General features: G+C 39.1%; 13 protein-coding genes and 2 pseudogenes. 12 read left to right on the forward strand and 3 right to left on the reverse strand.

The annotated features are described in order from the left end of the window. Positions 1 to 61: 61 nt before the first annotated feature. Complete coding sequence (locus HWQ40_RS30720) at positions 62 to 1,144, forward strand: class I fructose-bisphosphate aldolase (protein ID WP_292785642.1); 1,083 nt, start codon at positions 62 to 64, stop codon at positions 1,142 to 1,144. A gap of 97 nt (positions 1,145 to 1,241) precedes the next feature. Here the strand turns inward: HWQ40_RS30720 and HWQ40_RS30725 are convergent, their stop codons facing one another. Continuing rightward, a complete protein-coding gene (locus HWQ40_RS30725; protein WP_292785643.1) occupies positions 1,242 to 1,910 on the reverse strand; it encodes a ribonuclease in 669 nt (222 codons plus the stop codon). A gap of 337 nt (positions 1,911 to 2,247) precedes the next feature. Here HWQ40_RS30725 and HWQ40_RS30730 point away from each other — a divergent pair, with 337 nt between their 5' ends. After that, positions 2,248 to 3,414, forward strand: coding sequence for a pyridoxal phosphate-dependent aminotransferase (locus HWQ40_RS30730; protein WP_292785644.1), 1,167 nt, complete (start codon positions 2,248 to 2,250; stop codon positions 3,412 to 3,414). Positions 3,415 to 3,710: 296 nt separating this feature from the next. On the opposite strand, the pseudogene HWQ40_RS30735 reads toward HWQ40_RS30730, so the two are convergent. Together HWQ40_RS30735 and HWQ40_RS30740 are read right to left on the reverse strand one after the other, a co-directional pair. Continuing rightward, a pseudogene (locus tag HWQ40_RS30735) lies at positions 3,711 to 3,908 on the reverse strand (Uma2 family endonuclease); the annotation flags it as partial. 45 nt (positions 3,909 to 3,953) lie between these two features. Then, positions 3,954 to 5,123 (reverse strand): tetratricopeptide repeat protein, encoded by a 1,170-nt coding sequence (locus tag HWQ40_RS30740; protein ID WP_292785645.1) that lies wholly within the window; start codon positions 5,121 to 5,123, stop codon positions 3,954 to 3,956. 429 nt (positions 5,124 to 5,552) lie between these two features. Between HWQ40_RS30740 and HWQ40_RS30745 the strand changes: the two genes are divergently transcribed. The 10 genes and pseudogenes from HWQ40_RS30745 to HWQ40_RS30790 all read left to right on the forward strand — a co-directional run bounded on the left by HWQ40_RS30745 (position 5,553) and on the right by HWQ40_RS30790 (position 18,599). Further along, entirely contained in the window at positions 5,553 to 6,815 is a 1,263-nt protein-coding gene (locus tag HWQ40_RS30745) for a proton extrusion protein PcxA (RefSeq protein ID WP_292785646.1), read from the forward strand. A gap of 151 nt (positions 6,816 to 6,966) precedes the next feature. Further along, entirely contained in the window at positions 6,967 to 7,443 is a 477-nt protein-coding gene (locus HWQ40_RS30750) for a hypothetical protein (protein WP_292785647.1), read from the forward strand. A gap of 383 nt (positions 7,444 to 7,826) precedes the next feature. Then, on the forward strand, positions 7,827 to 8,696 hold the full coding sequence (locus HWQ40_RS30755) for a polyphosphate kinase 2 family protein (RefSeq protein WP_292785648.1): 870 nt from the start codon (positions 7,827 to 7,829) through the stop codon (positions 8,694 to 8,696). A gap of 256 nt (positions 8,697 to 8,952) precedes the next feature. Next, positions 8,953 to 9,225, forward strand: coding sequence for a response regulator (locus HWQ40_RS30760; protein WP_292785649.1), 273 nt, complete (start codon positions 8,953 to 8,955; stop codon positions 9,223 to 9,225). A gap of 54 nt (positions 9,226 to 9,279) precedes the next feature. Continuing rightward, positions 9,280 to 9,876, forward strand: coding sequence for a tRNA isopentenyl-2-thiomethyl-A-37 hydroxylase MiaE (miaE, locus tag HWQ40_RS30765; RefSeq protein WP_292785650.1), 597 nt, complete (start codon positions 9,280 to 9,282; stop codon positions 9,874 to 9,876). Positions 9,877 to 9,894: 18 nt separating this feature from the next. Next, the gene (locus HWQ40_RS30770; RefSeq protein ID WP_292785651.1) at positions 9,895 to 10,299 is read left to right on the forward strand and encodes a VOC family protein; all 405 of its coding nucleotides are present in this window, start codon (positions 9,895 to 9,897) and stop codon (positions 10,297 to 10,299) included. Positions 10,300 to 10,344: 45 nt separating this feature from the next. After that, complete coding sequence (gene cbiE / locus HWQ40_RS30775; protein ID WP_292785652.1) at positions 10,345 to 11,556, forward strand: precorrin-6y C5,15-methyltransferase (decarboxylating) subunit CbiE; 1,212 nt, start codon at positions 10,345 to 10,347, stop codon at positions 11,554 to 11,556. Positions 11,557 to 11,889: 333 nt separating this feature from the next. Beyond that, complete coding sequence (locus HWQ40_RS30780; RefSeq protein WP_292785653.1) at positions 11,890 to 17,532, forward strand: ATP-binding sensor histidine kinase; 5,643 nt, start codon at positions 11,890 to 11,892, stop codon at positions 17,530 to 17,532. Positions 17,533 to 17,733: 201 nt separating this feature from the next. Beyond that, a pseudogene (locus tag HWQ40_RS30785) lies at positions 17,734 to 17,826 on the forward strand (DNA-binding response regulator); the annotation flags it as partial. A 92-nt stretch (positions 17,827 to 17,918) separates the two neighbouring features. Continuing rightward, positions 17,919 to 18,599, forward strand: coding sequence for an SDR family oxidoreductase (locus tag HWQ40_RS30790; RefSeq protein WP_292785654.1), 681 nt, complete (start codon positions 17,919 to 17,921; stop codon positions 18,597 to 18,599). Positions 18,600 to 18,602 lie beyond the last annotated feature (3 nt).

Genomic DNA, 18,602 nt, shown 5'->3' on the forward strand with positions numbered 1-18,602 from the left:
GCAATATTAGAAATGCTATCTTAAAGGCAAGGTCATTTGCTCAGTTTTTGAGGATAATACTATGACTACAACGCTAAAAGAGGCTAATTCTATTGAGTCATTGCTAGGTAAAGAGGCAGAAGACCTACTTACCCACAAAGCAAAAGTTTCTCGTGATTTAATACATTTGCCGGGCCCAGACTTCGTAGATCGAATATGGCTCAACAGCGATCGCAATCCTCAAGTATTGCGTAATCTCCAGTTGCTTTATTCTACTGGTCGTCTGGCAAACACAGGTTATCTCTCGATTCTACCGGTAGACCAAGGGATTGAACACTCAGCAGGCGCGTCTTTTGCACCCAATCCGATTTACTTTGACCCAGAAAATATTGTCAAGCTAGCGATCGCCGCAGGTTGCAATGCTGTTGCTACCACTTTGGGGACATTAGGTATAGTTTCGCGCAAATATGCCCACAAAATTCCCTTTATTGCCAAAATCAATCACAACGAATTGCTGACTTTCCCCAATCAATTTGACCAGGTATTGTTTGCAGATGTGGAACAAGCTTGGAATTTAGGGGCCGCTGCCGTAGGTGCGACAATTTACTTTGGTTCAGAGCAGTCTACCAGGCAAATTCAAGAAATCAGCAAAGCTTTTAAACGCGCTCATGAACTCGGTTTAGTGACTATTCTCTGGTGTTATCTGCGGAATAACGCCTTTAAACAAGATAAAGATTACCACCTTGCGGCTGACCTCACCGGACAGGCGAATCATTTGGGTGTAACAATTGAAGCCGACATTATTAAACAAAAGTTACCCGAAAATAACAATGGTTACGGTGCAGTTGCCAAAGCCAGTGGTAAGAGTTACGGCAAAACTGATGAGCGCGTTTACACAGAGTTGACAACCGATCACCCAATTGATTTAACTCGTTACCAAGTACTAAATTGTTACTCTGGGCGTGTGGGGTTGATTAATTCTGGTGGCGCGACTGGTAAAAATGATTTCGCCGAAGCAATACGCACCGCTGTAATCAACAAACGCGCTGGTGGTTCAGGATTAATTTCTGGGCGAAAAACCTTCCAACGTCCCTTTGAGGAAGGTGTGAAACTGTTTCATACCATTCAGGATGTTTACTTATCGCCGGATGTGACGATCGCTTAGGGAGTGGGGATTGGGCACTGGGGAGTTAGGAGTTAGGAGTTAGGAGTTATAACAATTATTTCCCCATGCCCAATGCCCAATGCCCAATGCCCCATTCTTATCTAACATTTCTCAATAAAAAATCTGGCTGACCACAACTTTTTTGCGATCGCTTCAAAATTTCGGCGCTACAAATACCAGGTTCGCCGTTTTTGGAATAACAAAAGAAGACTTCTTGTAAAAATCTTCCTGAACCAGAACAAAAAGGTGCTACACCATCAGCAGTAATTTGATTATTCGCACTCACAAATGAATTTTTAAAATTTGTAATTGTGGTACGCACGGGTTTATTAGGGCGATTATAAGCTGCGGGAATAGCGATCGCATCTTTTAATTTTTTACTCAATGCCAAGTATTCGGCAGGAGTTTTTCCCGAACAAGTACCATGTTTTTCCCATTCATGATCGGGAAGTTTCGTGCTAGGAAACAAATCAGGAAACCGTCGCTTTACTTCCGATGGTAATTTTTGTGTGGAACAATTAGCAGGATAACCAGTTTGGTATTGTGGCCACAAACCATGTAGTACAAAACCGAGTTTCCTTCCAGAACTGCACTGCGGCGGGTCACTGGTGCCATTTTTTGCACAATAATCCGGCGACCACGAGAGTGTCAGCACATAAAAATCAAATTTACCCGGAGTACCGCGATTTTGAGCAATGGCAGCATTAGGTATAAAAATACCAGTAATTAGTAGAGAAGATGCAATTAAAAGTTTCTTAATCTGCATAAAAACAGTTAGTTTACACTAAAAATAAAGTTATATACGATACATTGTTAAGAGTCAATAATCAAACCGTTTCGCAAAGTTATTAGTTACTCTCCCCTGCTCCCTCATCTTCCAATACGGTTCGGTTAAGGTTTTTTGATGAAAATTCTAGATCACAAAGATGCGATAAATCATTGTAGAGACGGCGATTCATCGCGTCTCTTGCCTTAATCGAACCGTATTGCCTCATCTCCTCATTCCCCAGTCCCCAATCCCCAACGAATTCAGAAAAAGCAAATCTTGCTAGGGATTCTGGGATATCCTTAAATAAGTGAAAGATTTGCCAAAAATAGTAAGAATGAAGCTGGCAGCAAGAGTAAGTCAGGTAACACCTTCATTAACCTTAGCGATCGCAGCCAAGGCTAAGGCACTGAAGGCAGAGGGAATAGATGTTTGTAGTTTTAGCGCTGGAGAACCAGATTTTGATACCCCAGCGCATATTAAAGCCGCAGCAGTCAAAGCTTTGGATGAAGGCAAAACCAAATATGGTGCAGCAGCCGGAGAACCAAAGTTAAGGGAAGCGATCGCCCACAAGCTTAAAATTGATAACGGTCTTGATTACAAGTCTGAGAATGTCATCGTCACCAATGGCGGTAAGCATTCTCTGTACAACTTAATCGTGGCGCTAATCGATCCAGGTGATGAGGTAATTATCCCCGCTCCTTACTGGCTAAGTTATCCCGAAATGGTGACTTTAGTCGGCGGGGTTTCGGTAATTGTCCCTACAGATGCAACGACGGGTTATAAAATTACTCCCGAACAACTCCGTAAAGCAATCACGCCGAAGACGAAGTTATTTATCCTCAACTCCCCATCTAATCCCACAGGGATGGTTTACACGCCAGATGAAATCAAAGCACTGGCGCAGGTAGTAGTTGATGCAGATATCTTTGTTGTCTCTGATGAGATTTACGAAAAGATTCTCTACGACGGTGCAGAACATATCAGCATCGGTTCTCTGGGGAAGGAAATTTTTGACCGCACTTTGATTAGTAATGGGTTTGCAAAGGCTTATTCTATGACTGGGTGGAGACTTGGTTATTTAGCAGGGCCCGTGGAAATCATTAAAGCAGCGAGTACCATTCAAGGGCATAGTACATCTAACGTGTGTACCTTTGCCCAATATGGTGCGATCGCGGCACTACAAAGTCCTCAAGATTGTGTCGAAGAAATGCGCCAAGCCTTCGCCAAACGCCGACAGGTAATGCTAGACAGACTCAACGCCATTCCCGGATTGAGTACCGCAAAACCAGATGGCGCTTTTTATCTGTTCCCTGATATCAGCAAAACTGGTTTAAAATCTCTAGAATTTTGTGACGCTTTACTGGAAGAACATCAAGTTGCAGTCATTCCCGGAATTGCTTTTGGCGCTGATGACAACATTCGCCTTTCCTACGCCACAGATATGGCGACGATTGAAAAGGGAATGGATAGATTAGAGAAATTTGTCAAGTCGCGTATTTAGTTGGTTGTCGTTTGTCAGTTGTCATTTGTCATTTGTGAGGAGAATTTACCAACTCTCCAAGTTTTTAACTCCACTTTTTCGACTCAGAACGGGTGGAGTTCATTTTTAAACCTCAAGTTTCGTGTTCTGAACTTGAAGTTTCATGTTCTGAGGCTCAAGTTTCGTGTTCTAAACTTGAAGTTCCGTGTTCTGAGGCTCAAGTTTCGTGTTCTGAACTTAAAGTTTCATGTTCTGAAGCTCAAGTTTTGTGTTCTGAACTTGAAGTTTCATGTTCTGAAGCTCAAATTCCGCGCATTCTATACAAACAAGCGCGCCACGGTGCAAACAAAATTTGGTAACAGAGGTGAAGAGAGGTCATCTGTTGCGAATAATGTTGCTACTAATTTCAGAACTGCTTTTTCTCGGCGATACACTTCAACCTGTTGTAATTGCCAGTTCAAAATCCAATATTCTTGAACTCCTCTAGAAGCATATAATTTTAGCTTGATTTCGCGTAGGCTGTCATTTGTCATTTGTTATTCTCCTCCATGCCCAATGCCCTATATCAACTTCATCTCCTGCAACCCCTGGCGTAGTCTCTTCGCCTCTTCGGGATTATACCTTTCATGAAGGGCGATCGCTTTTTTAAAAGCCGTTAAACTATCTTGATGATTGCCAATTTTCAGCAACACTACCCCCAAATTTTGATATGCTTCGGCATAGTTGGGATTTAAAGTGATTGCATGTTGATAATATACGATCGCATCTGCAAATAAACCCAAAGCCTTAAATGTCATTGCCAAATTATAATGTCCAAAAACAAAAGTAGGATCAATTTTCAAAGCTGTGGCATAAGCAGTTTTCGCACCGTTGAAATCTCCTGCTGCTTTGAGTAAGTTACCCAAGTTGTTGTATGCTCCTAGTTTAAGCATGGGATAAATTGGCAATTTGATGGCAGCTTGATAGTGATAAATCGCCTGTGGGGATTTTTGCAACCGACTGTAAGCTATTCCTAAATGATAGTGGAGTTCATATAAAATATCGTAGTTGTCTTCAGCAACGGTGATTCCTCGTCTCAGTAAATCCATACCTTGAGAAATTTTCCCAGTTTGTACATACAATGCCCCTAATTTACTGCAAACATAGGGGTCATCAGGATGAGTTGCGAGAAACCCTTCCATCGCCGTAGCGGCTTTGGCATATTTGTTATTTTGAGCGATCGCACTTTTTTGATATCCTGTGTGTACAAGGGCAACGCCAGGTAAATAACCTATTTGCCAGTGAGGTTCTCTGGTTAAAATTTCTGACACACTATCATCTACCAAGGCATGGTAAGGACGGTCAAAACGAATGTCTGGATGATTGCGGAATAGCCTGGAAACCAGAGAATAGGGAGATTGTTCTGCACCAACTTCCTGGCGGACGAGGTTGATGAGTAGGTATTCATCTCTAGCGATCGCCTCTCGTAACTGCGGTACAATTGCTGAAGTCAGAGTTTCATCAGCATCTAATACCAAAATCCAATCACTAGTGACATATTTGAGAGCTGCATTGCGGGCAGCACTGAAGTCATTACACCATTTAAAATGATGGACTTTTGCACCGAGTTGTTGGGCAATATTGGGAGTGCGATCAATTGAGCCTGTATCCAAGACTATCATTTCATCCACTACTTTTCTCACACTGCTCAGGCATTTAGGCAGTGTTGCTGCTTCGTTTTTCACAATCATGCATAGACTTAAACTCATAATTTAAAAATTGGGAGTGGCGAGTAGTGAATAGAGGGATAAGGGAGATGAGAAAGCAACATCTTTACTTCCTATTCCCTTTAACAGTGATAGACTTTGCATAGTGGAAGATTTGCCTCGATTATGAAATGTTACAATCAAGGCTTTTGTATAGAACAGAAATACTGGCAAATGATATTAAGGATGACAGTGTAATAGATAAACTGTCAGTATAAATTACCAGTGTCAATTTATGCTGATCCATCTGAGTTTACAGGTAATATAAAATTGCTAACGTAGGCGTAGCCCGCCCTTAGACATTGCATCAGGGAATATTAACTGAATCTGGATTGGACTAACTATTTAGCTGTTATTACCCATTTTTTATGATTATATAACTATAATACACATTATCGAAAAGTCATATATGTAATGAAAAACTCACTTACCAGAACATTCCAAAAATATTTGCGATCGCTTAACCGTTGGTTTTCAGATACACCAGAAAGGGCACTTTTAGAAGCTTACCAAGCAGCTCAGAGAATTAAAAACATTGAGAACGAACATTTTGATAACAAAAAAATATCTTTACAATCAGTAAAGTATACTGAAAATGTAATGTCTTATTGGCAAGTATATCTTAAGAAGAACCTAACTATTATTAAGATCAGGCTTGCAGAATTCCAGCTTAGTCGGGGAATTGTCAATATCTCTAATTCTGTTTTATTAGAAAAATTGAAGATTATTGATGAAGTAGTAGAGAGGTATACTATCAAAGATGAACTAATTAACAATACTCCATTAGTGTCAACTTATCAGCCTTTAAACATTAATGATAACGAAATAAAAAAACAGCTAAATTCATCTAATATAAATGATAGTCAAATTAACGCTCAAATTCAAAAACCTGGACTGCCTAAGAGTTCTATTGGCAGAAGAATTAATAAAATTCAAGCAGATTTTGCACCGCAGACAGAAGAAGAGTTTGTCAGGAATTATCGCCTTTCTAAAGGTAGAACAATAATTGCCCTGCGATTTTTGATAGTTCTCATTCTTGTACCGCTTTTAACTCAATATTTATCTAAAGAATTTTTAGTAACTCCAATACTAGAAAGAGTTAGAGGAGATAATACAACTAAAATATTCATCAATTCTGACATGGAAAAAGAAGCTCTCCATGAATTACATAATTTTCAAGAAGAACTGAGATTTGAATATTTTATTAATCAAGCACCACCACTTTCTTCAGAGCTAACACAAGAAAAAATCAAAAGTAAAGCAATTGAAATCTCGGAAGAATTTAGCAGAAAAAGTAATAGTAGTATTAGTAATGCTTTTGCTGATTTAATATCACTCTTTTCTTTTGGTATAGTTATCGCCATGAGCAAAAGAGAAATTGTGATTCTTAAGTCTTTTATGGATACCATTGTATCTGGTCTCAGCGATAGTGCCAAGGCTTTTTTAATTATTCTGTTTACAGATATATTTGTAGGATTTCACTCACCAGATGGGTGGGAAGTTCTTCTGGCGGGATTGGCAGAACATTTAGGTCTACCAGCCAGTAGAAATGTAATCTTTTTCTTTATTGCTACATTTCCTGTGATTTTAAACACTATCTTTAAATACTGGATATTCCGCTATCTCAGTCGTTTATCTCCATCGGCATTAGCTACATTAAAAGAGATGGACGAGTAATTTGTAATTATCCAATGCCCAAATTCACTTACTTTGACTAAAGAATATATTTTTTCCCAGAAATCAATTAATTACAAATTACGAATTATTTTCACGCATTTGTCTTTTGATTCGCTAGGCTATGTATATCCTGGTTTTTCTGAAGTATACTATGGATTTTGAAAGCAAAGCTAATGCCTCAACTCCTACAGACAACATAGAGTTTGCTCAACCAACTACTACCCGTAAGCCGCTGGAATTGCTGCGAGATACTGAGGCTTTGCTTCGTCGCCCAACTGTTGCGAAACTGTCGCCGATTTTGCCACCAAAACTGAGCAATAGATTCCAAGCAACCTCATCTTTGGCAGATGACTCCTTTAAGGAACTGGCAGAAATTGACCTAAATACTATTAGTGATTTTGAACTGCGTCCTGCACGAATTCTTGTTGGCTTGAGCCTTGTTGGTTTTGGAGCACTCATGATATTGGTGCTTCTGCTATACTTAAACACATTGCATCCAAAAACCAGTACAGTTGAGCAGATTCGGCAATATTGGTATCAATATATTTGGTTTGTCAGTTTAGGTGTCACGGGGATGTTTATCTTGGGACGTGAAGCAATGCGTCCTATGCCAAAACGACCGAAGTAATTCATAATTAAGTTTTGTCATAGAGATATGAGTGAAAAAAATGTAGAGAGGTAGCAGTGCTAACTCTCTAAAAGGTTTCTGGAGAACGCATAATGGTTAAAAAATCAGGATAAACTTTGGTGAATAAATATACCAATTATTCTAAATTACCAATCAACGAAGAGGCTCTTGGTTGGGGCAGGGAGCGGGGGGAAATGACCCCAATCAAAAGCCGTGAAGCGGAGCGGAACATGTTCTTACGTCCCCCACTTCTTAAAAGTGGTTCTCGAATTGATTGGGTCTAATCCCCATTTGAACCATCCCCCTTGCTCCCTGCTCCCTGCTCCCTTGCCTCTTCTTCAAAATATGCTTGTGTATTAATTAGCTGCTAGGAGATTTTATACATGAATCATGATGCTTTCATTGTTTCGCCAGGTTCAAAGATTTCTCTGAAAAAAAACTATGACCCAGCTTATAAAACTGATTTTCATGAAAAAACTGATGCTGCAACAAAATTACAGGTAGATATTGAACGACTAGCTAATTACCAAAATATTCTCTATGCTCAAAACACCTATGCTCTGTTGATTATTTTTCAAGCAATGGATGCTGCTGGCAAAGATAGCACTATTAAACACGTGACTTCTGGTGTTAATCCGCAGGGATTTCAGGTGTTTAGTTTTAAGGGCCCCAGTGCGGAAGAATTAGACCATGACTACTTGTGGCGCTCAATGAAAGCTCTGCCAGAAAGAGGAAGAATTGGTATATTCAACCGTTCATACTATGAAGAAGTGCTAGTGGTTCGTGTCCATCCAGAAATGCTTCAGAAACAACAACTTCCTCACTTCCCTAATGGAAAAAAGATATGGAAACAGCGTTTTGAAGAAATCAATAACTTTGAAAAATATTTGGTTGATAATGGTGTAATCATTTTGAAGTTTTTTCTAAATGTATCTAAGTCAGAGCAGAAAAAACGCTTTTTAGCACGGATTGATTCTCCTGAAAAAAATTGGAAATTTTCAGATAACGATGTCCGAGAACGAGCTTTTTGGGATGATTATATGAATGCTTATGAAGAGGTTTTTAATAATACTAGTACTAAATGGGCACCGTGGTATATTATTCCTGCCGATCGCAAATGGTTTACCCGTCTCACCGTTGCCAATATCATCTGTACAAAATTAGAAGAACTAAATCTGCAATACCCAACAGTTAGTGAAGAACATAAGCAGCAACTTTTGGAGGCGAAACGTATTCTAGAGCAGGAAGGTTAACCTGTGAATTTGATAGGTAAAGACAAAAAAATACTGAAGTAGTTCAGATAGACTGTATAATCTATGTAAATAAGGATAAAAATAAGAATAAAAAATCGTAACTTTATTAATGCTATTTGTAACTAAAGAAGTTACGTAGGCGTCAATATAGTTTAATGAGTCTTTGATACTCATTAATGAAGCTCAGAACTCCATTAATGAGTCTTTGATACTCGTGAATGAGGCTTTGAACTCCGTTAATGAGTCTTTGATACTCGTGAATGAAGCTCAGAACTCCGTTAATGAGTCTTTGATACTGGTGGACGCAAATCAGAACTCCACTATAGATATGATCATGCCGTTAATGGATGGGGAAACAGCCATCAGCACCTTGCAAATCATCAACCTAAAAGTGCAAATTATTGCCATGAGTGGATTAGCTAGGTCTGAGGCATTACTAGAAACTACGGGTATTGGTATCCAAGGCTTCTTAGCGAAACCCTTCACCGCCAATCAATTATTGAATTTTGTCCAAACAATATTCCGTTAAAATCAATTTGCTATGATACTCAGCCAAATTTAAATTCTGGAGTTTTGTGACTCTGTGCCTACTCAGTTATCGACTATCAATGCCCTGAGACAGCCCACTAGTTCTGCTTGGGTTGAACAAGCGATCGCTAACTTAGATATCATCTTACTCGACCACTCCCACTGTGAACGCAAAGCAGCAGGCGTGGCCTTGAATATGATGTTTCGCTACCCTTCCAATACTAAAATGGTACGGGAGTTAACTGCGATCGCCCGCGAAGAACTAGAACACTTTGAGCTAGTTAACCAATGGTTAGAACGCCGGAATATTCCCCTAGCTCCCCTACCACCGCCTCCCTACGGCGCTCTTTTAAAAGCTACTGTCCGCCCCAAAGAACCTGAGCGATTTCTGGATTCCTTACTAGTCACTGGTTTAATTGAAGCTCGCTCTCACGAACGCTTGGGACTATTAGCTGCTTACTGTCCAGAGCCAGAGTTAGCAAAATTTTATCGTGGGCTAATGGCATCCGAAGCGCGTCACTACGGTATATATTGGGTTTTAGCTGCTACTTATTTCGACAAAGAAATTGTCATGCAACGGCTTGATGAATTAGCAATTGTCGAAAGCGAGTTGCTAGCGACTTTGCACCCAGAACCTAGAATTCACAGTTAGTAGACTAACCCAACAGATATGAAGCTTCAGCTAACACACCTGAGACTGCTTGTCTCCAACTACAAAGATTCTTTTCTGTTCTACCGGGATCTGCTGAAATTTGATGTCGATTGGGGCGATGAAGATAGCGGATATGCTGAGTTTAATACCGGATATCTCAAGCTGGGTTTGTTCAAAAAAGAATTAATGGCTGAAGTAGTCCCAAGAATTGAACAGCCTTCGTATGTTGTCAATCGAGATAAAATTGTCTTGATTTTCGCAGTTGATAACGTAGATGAAGTCTATGAGCAAGTAAAGGCTCAGAATGCAGTCGTTGTGACTCAACCACAAGATCGCCCAAGCTGGGGAATCCGCACAGCTCATTTGCGCGATCCTGATGGCAATCTGATCGAAATCTACAACAATCTAGGAATTATCAGTTAAAAGTTCCTGCCAACAACGTTATGAAGTAATTAATCATGAATTAGCATGATACAAAAATGGCTTTCTATTGTTGGCATTGGGGAAGATGGATTACAGGGGTTAAGTGCGATCGCTGTTTCTTTACTCGATCGAGCGAAAGTAATTGTGGGAGGCGATCGCCATTTATCGATGCTCCCTACAGATGACCAACGTGAGAAACTAGTCTGGACATCTCCCATTAGTGCTTCAGTAGAGGAAATCATCCAACGTCGGGGTCAGTCAATCTGCGTACTCGCAAGCGGCGATCCGATGTGTTATGGCATTGGTGTCACCTTGATGCGGCGAATTCCCGTCTCTGAAATGACGATTATCCCCGCACCTTCAGCCTTCAGCCTCGCCTGTGCCAGAGTGGGATGGTCTTTAACTGAGGTAGAAACCTTGAGTTTGAATGGTCGTCCATCCTCCCTACTCCAGTCTTACATCTATCCGGGAGCGCGGCTGTTGATTTTGAGTGAGGGTAAAGACACACCAGCACTCGTTGCTCAAATTTTGACAAATCGCGGCTATGGTGGCAGTAAAATCACTGTATTGGAGCGTATGGGCGGCGCTAATGAAAGAATTGTGGAAGGTACGGCTGCATCTTGGAGTGAAACTGAAGTTGCAGTGTTGAATGCGATCGCAGTTGATTGTATTGCTGATACTGGGGTTATCCCATTACCAAGATTACCAGGATTACCAGATAACGCCTACCACCACGATGGCCAATTAACGAAGCGTGAAGTTAGGGCAATCACCCTTGCAGCTTTAGCACCCACACCAGGAGAATTATTGTGGGATGTGGGCGCGGGTTGCGGCTCAATTTCAATTGAATGGATGCGGAGTAATGCGCGATGTCGAGCGATTGCGATCGAACACAACTCCTCTAGACTACTGTATATTGCTGACAACGCCGCCACTCTTGGTACTCCAAATCTCCAAATCATTGAAGGTAAAGCGCCCCATGCCCTGAAAGATTTGCCAGCACCAGACGCCATTTTTATTGGTGGTGGGGTTACAGCAATGGGACTTTTTGATATTTGCTGGGAAGCATTGCGGCCGGGTGGGCGTTTAGTAGCGAATGTTGTCACGGTAGAGGGTGAGCAAACTTTATTTCAATGGCATGAACGAGTCGGTGGCAATTTAACTCGTATTGCCATTCAGCGGGCGGAACCTATTGGTAAATTTTTAGGTTGGCGAGCAATGGCGGCTGTGACGCAATGGGTAGTAGTGAAGTCTTAAAAATTGAATAGTTAAAGGTTATAAGTGCGTAGACGCTTCGTCTTGTCGCAGACATCGCTTTTGTAATTTGGTTATAACTTACGTAAATTCTTGCCTTGTTATACGCGGTATAGTTTGTAAAATGTATTTTGCTAAGACCATGAAGCATTATCAGTATATTCTCTACCTCTACATACAGCAAAATGAATATCTGCTATACCTACAATCTGCTGTAAATTGGTGATTAATACACTTAATTTTTAGTACATCACAAAATCGCCCTGCTCACTGATAGTAGTAACTCTGTTCTGGGTATACTAAACCATAGAAAGAAAATTATCATAACTAGATGCAATGTTAATAGAATCAAACGAACTATTTCTAATACTTGGCTATCGCCTTATTAAGCAATTATATTTAGGTAAAAAAACCTTAGTTTATCAAGCTATAAGAGAAAAAGATCAGCAATCATTTATTTTAAAATTGATGCGTAATCAAGATCCTAGTTTTGCTGAAATTAATCAGTTTCATAATCAATACACCATTACCAAAAATCTTGAAATCCCAGGTATAGTCAAACCAATAAGCCTAGAAAAATACGACAATAGATATATTATAGTAATGGAAGATGTTGGGAGTATTGCCCTTAATATCTGGCAGCAAGAAGAGCAGAAAAAAGGAAATTATTCTGTTTCATTGAGTGAGTTTTTCGATATTGCCATTGAAATTAGTGCAACTTTAGAACAGCTACATCGCCATCGCATCATTCACAAAGATATCAAACCTGCTAACATTTTGATTCATCCGATAACAGGTAAGACTAGAATCATCGATTTTAGTATTGCTAGTCTATTACCAAAAGAAATTCAATTTCTCACAAATCCCAACGTCCTAGAAGGTACTCTAGCTTATATTTCCCCTGAACAAACAGGACGCATGAATCGAGGTATAGACTACCGTACCGACTTTTATTCCTTGGGTATCACCTTCTTTGAACTCCTGACAGGACAGCTACCCTTTAGTACCACTGAACCGATGGAGTTAGTCTACTCTCACATTGCCAAAGAACCGCCAAAAGCCAGCTATATTAACTCCAATATTCCCACAATTTTATCTGATATTATCAGCAAGCTGATGGCAAAAAATGCCGAAGACCGATATCAGAGTGCTCATGGACTTAGGTATGACTTAGAGAAATGTCAAAACCAATGGCAAGAGAAAGGAAATATTACAGCCTTTAAATTAGGAATTCGAGATATCTCAAATCATTTTGCCATTCCTGAAAAACTTTATGGTCGTCAAAGAGAGATTGAAATTCTACTTGCTACTTTTGATCGGGTAACAAAGGGAAACACAGAAATGATTTTAGTCTCTGGTTACTCAGGGATTGGTAAAACTGCTGTGGTGAACGAAGTCCACAAACCCATTGCTAGACAGCGTAGTTACTTCATCAAAGGAAAATTTGACCAATTCCAACGTGATATCCCCTTGTCAGGATTGGTGCAAGCTTTGCGGGATTTAATTGGGCAAATACTCTCCGAAACAGATGCTCAAATTCAACAGTGGAAAACCAAAATTTTATCGGCATTGAGTACGCAATCTCAGGTAATCATTAATGTAATTCCTGAACTTGAAGTAATTATTGGTAAACAACCTCCATCTGCTGAACTTACTGGTAGCGCTGCTCAAAATCGCTTCAATTTATTGTTCCAGAGATTTATTCAGGTATTCACTACTAAAGATCATCCTCTGGTTATTTTTCTAGATGATTTGCAATGGGCAGATACAGCTTCCTTGAAGTTTCTTCAATTATTAATGGATGGAACTTCTTCTCGCTTTGCTAAGGATGCAGAGAATATATCTGAAAATCAAGGTAGTTTACTACTCATTAGTGCCTATAGAGATAATGAAGTTTCAAATCTACATCCGCTACATTTAACACTACAAGAAATTGCTAAGACAGCAGGAGTAATTAATACAATTAAACTTTTACCTTTAAGTCAGATTGATTTAAATTATTTAATTGCTGATACGCTGCGTTGTCCAGAAGCCATTGCTGTGCCTCTGACTCAAATGGTGTTTTTCAAAACTCAAGGGAACCCCTTCTTTACATTTCAATTTATCAAGTTATTATATGATGATGGATTAATTGAATTAAATTTTGATGCTGGGCACTGGAAGTATGATATTACCAAAATTAAGACTTTATCTCTTACGGATGATGTAGTAGAGTTTATGGGCATCCAAATAGGAAAATTGCCCGAAAATGTACAAAATGTCTTAAAAATATCTGCTTGTATTGGTAATGAGTTTGACTTAAAAACATTATCAATTGTTAATGAAAAATCTGTAATAGATACTGCATCTGATTTATGGCAAGCATTACTTGAAGGACTGATTATACCTCATAAAGATGGTTATAATTTTGCATCAGAAAATGATAGACAACTATTAAGCTTTTCAACTAGAGAATCGGAAAATTTATCAACTAATAATTTGCAAATAGCTAAATATAAATTCGTACATGACAGAGTTCAGCAAGCAGCTTATTCTCTAATTTCCAAAGACCAAATCAAGCAAATACACTTAAAAATTGGGCTGCTTATCTTGAAAAATACTCCAGTTGCCGAACGGGAAGAAAATATTTTTGAGCTTGTCAATCATTTCAATATTGCATCTGAATTGATCACCAATCAAGCTAAACGTTATGAGTTAGCTGAAATGAGTCTGATTGCTGGACGTAAAGCTTTGGTATCAACAGCTTATTCATCGGCACTTAAGTATTTAACTAGTGGAATTGAGCTACTAGCAGATGATAGTTGGGATACTAAATACGATATCACCTTAGCTTTGTATAATACGGCAACAGAAGCGGCATATCTCAGTGGTGACTTTGAATATACAGAAAAATGTGTCCAGGTTGTGTTAGTAAAAGCGAAAACTCCACTAGATCGAGTGAAAGCTTATGAAGTTGAAATACAGTCTTATGGTGCACAAGGAAAAGAACTGGAAGCTGTCCATATTGCAAAAACCTTTTTGAAAACTTTGGGAGTAGAGTTTCCTACAAATCCCAGCCAATCAGATATTCAGTTAGCAATAGAGACAACATCTGCAAAAATGGCTAATAGATCCATTCAAGACTTAATTGAACTGCCGGAGATTACAGAAGCGCAACCACTGATAATCATGCGTATTCTATCTAGTGTAATTGCTCTTGCTTATACAGTTGCGCCAGAATTATTAGTCTTTATTATTCTGAAACAGATCAATTTATCAATCAAATTTGGTAATTCTCCTTTGTCTGCTTTTGCGTATGTGATGTATGGAGTAATGTTGTGTGGAGTAATAGGAGACATTGATTCTGGATATAAATTTGGGAAACTAGCTGATAGTTTGTTGCCTAATTTCCAAACAAGAGAAGTAACTGGCAAGGTTATGGAAACATTTAATCATCTTGTCAGACATTGGAAAGAGCATCTAAAGGAAACATTGAAACCTTTACTTGAGGCTTATACTACTAATCTTGAAGTAGGAGATATGGAATTTGCAGCTTATGCTCTTTATGGTTACTCTCAACATGCGTACTTTACAGGACAAGAACTAATAAAACTTGAACAATATATAGAAATATATAGTAATACTATTAAGCAAATAAAGCAAGAAAGAGTATTTTATTGGAATGAAATATTTCGGCAGACAATTTTGAATCTTCTTGGTGATGTTCAAAATCCGCAGAGTTTAATTGGTGAAGTTTATGATGAGGATAAAATGCTACCACTTCATCTGAAAGCTAAAGATGGAGGGGCACTTTTTTTCTTATATTTCTGCAAACTTCACCTATCTTATCTGCTGGCTGATTACTCTCAAGCTCTTAAAAACACAGTCATGGCAGAAAAGTACTTATCTGCTGTTATAGGTATGTTCGTGACTGCTCAATTTTATTTCTACGATTCATTGACGCATCTAGCAGTATATTCTGATTTCAAGGAAGTTGAACAAAAAGAAGTCCTTCATAGAGTGACAGAAAATCAGAAAAAAATGCAAAACTGGGCAGATCAGGCTCCCATGAATCACTTGCATAAATTTTATTTAGTAGAGGCGGAACGGCATCGAGTTCTTGGTCAATATCTTGAAGCGATAGATAATTATGAGTACGCTATTTCCCTTAGCAAAGAAAATGAGTACATTAACGAAGAAGCTCTTGCTTGTGAATTAGCTGCTAAATTTTATCTCGAATGGGGTAAACAAAGAATCGCCCAACTCTACCTCACTGATGCCTATTATTGCTATGTTCGCTGGGGAGCATTAGCCAAAGTTTATGACTTGCAAAAACGCTATCCTCAATTACTTCTCCCCATAATTCAGCAAGAAGAACTTAGCTATTCTTACAGTGAAAAGAATCTACCTGAACTGAGCCTACACCTATCTACACTTAGCAATAAATCTACTCTGGTGACGAATGAAACTGTCATTGGCTCTAACACTAGTATTTCAGATATGTTAGATTTGGGAACTGTCATTAAAGCTTCTCAAGCAGTGTCTGGAGAGATTGAATTGGAGGCACTCCTTTCTACTTTAATGGAAGTTGTGATGGAGAATGCAGGAGCTTCTAAATGTGTGCTGATATTGAGTGAAGCTAATAACTTAGACTTAACTGTTGCTGCAATTAGTTCTGGTTCTACTTTTAGAGATACTCACACAGAGTTTTTATCTATTCCTTTCGAGTCCAGCGATCTTGTTCCTATCTCTTTGATTAATTATGTCAAACGAACCCAAGAAATATTAGTAATTGATGACATTAAAGCTAAAGCTGCTTTTGCGGTAGATAGTTATATTAACCGTGAGGAACCAAAAAGCATATTATGTATTCCGATGCTTAATCAAGGTAAATTGCTGGGGCTGATTTATCTAGAAAATAATTTAACTACAGGAGCATTTACACGCGATCGCCTAGAAGTTCTCAAACTCTTAACTATCCAAGCTGCAATTTCTTTAGAAAATGCCATTCTCTACAATAATTTGGCTGAAGTGAATGAGCAATTGGAAGAATACAGTCATATACTAGAGGAAAGGGTGGTAGTAAGAACAGCAGAACTTAACGAAAAAAATCAGCATCTGCAAGAAGCTCTAGAAGAATTACAAAGTACCCAAAGTCAATTAATCCAAAGTGAAAAAATGTCTTCTTTAGGGCAAATGGTAGCGGGAATTGCCCATGAAATTAATAACCCTATCAATTTTATTCATGGTAATATTAATCATGCAAGTGATTATGTTCAACAATTGCTAGATTTGATTAATATCTATCAGCAACAGTATCCCTATCCCTCAGCAATAGTGGAGCAAAAAATTGAGGAAATGGATGTACAATTCTTGACAGAAGACCTCCCAAGGGTTCTCGATTCTATGAAGGTGGGAAGTTCCCGTATCCGAAATATTATTCTGAGCTTACGTAATTTCTCTCGTCTAGATGAATCAGAAATGAAGCCTGTAAATATTCATGAAGGCATCGACAGTACTTTAATGATTTTGCAGCACCGACTCAAGGAAAAAAGCATAGACGCAAAGCTTGTCGATAGACATCGCCCAGAAATTGAGGTCTTTAAAGAATACGCACAACTGCCGAATGTTATTTGCTATGCCGGTCAACTCAACCAAGTGTTTATGAATATTTTAAGTAATGCGATCGATGCTTTAGAGGACTACAACTATGGAGAAGATTCTCCCAGCAAAAATCCTCAGATTCGTATTCGTACTGAACTAGGAGAAGTAAACACGTTGAAGATTCGGATTGCTGATAACGGTTATGGCATGACTGCACAGGTGCAGCAGAAAATATTTGATCCATTTTTTACCACTAAAGCAGTAGGAAGTGGTACAGGGTTGGGGTTGTCAATTAGCTATCAAGTGGTAGTGGACAAACACAAGGGTCAGTTAAGCTGCAAATCAACTCTGGGAGAGGGAACTGAGTTTGTGATTGAGATTCCAATGCAACAGTGAGACAAGCTACCGTTACTGAAAAATTTGGCGTTGCATAATGGCGGTATGAATCATTGCGGAACTGAAACATCCTAAATAGATGGCTTACAGCGATCGCTTCTTCATTATTCTCTAGAAGTAAAGATTGTTTTGGGTTTTTGAGCCTTAATAAGTGGATAATAAAGGTTTAAGAGTTCTCGCCGTCGGCGAGGATTGAGAAACTTGTCAGGACATAAAGGAAAAATCCTGGTAGTAGACGATAAAGCCAGCATCCGCCGGATTTTGCAGACACGTTTTGAGATGATTGGCTACGATCCCAAACTTGTTAGAGTTGATTGTCACAGCAAGAGGTAATGGTTATTTTTTCCCACGAATTATTTCTAACAGAGCAGGAATAGCAGAGAAATATGACTAAGCTCATCTTAATTACAGGTATAAGCAAAGGTCTAGGTTATGCGATGACCGAGGGTTTTATTCAAGAGGGACATACTGTTATTGGTTGCGCTCGTTCATCAGATGCTATCGATAAAATACGCCAGAAGTTTAGTGCGCCCAACGATTTCACCTCTGTAGATGTGGCAAATGAACAGCTTGTAAAAAAATGGGCAGAAGACGTACTTCACAAATATGCACCGCCAGATATAGTGATTAATAATGCGGCAATTACTAATTACCCAGCACCTTTGTGGGAAATACCATCCGAAGAATTTTCTGATCTAATAGATATTAATATAAAGGGAGTAGTGAATATAATTCGCCATTTCGTACCAGCAATGGTAAAAAACAAACGGGGTATTATTGTTAACTTTAGTTCTGGCTGGGGACGTTCTACTTCAGCCCAAGTTGCACCATACTGTGCTTCCAAATGGGCAATAGAAGGATTAACTCGTTCTTTGGCACAAGAATTGCCGACTGGTATGGCAGCTATACCTCTTAATCCAGGGATTATTCATACAGATATGCTCTCTATTAGCTTTGGAGAAGAAGCTGCTAATTATACACCTGTGTCCGATTGGGTATTGAAAGCTGTGCCATTTATTCTCAAGTTAAAACCAAAAGATAACGGGATTCCTTTGACTGTAAATTAACCT

Origin of the sequence: Nostoc sp. NMS9 (assembly GCF_017114995.1) — a bacterium.
Taxonomy (GTDB): Bacteria; Cyanobacteriota; Cyanobacteriia; order Cyanobacteriales; family Nostocaceae; genus Nostoc.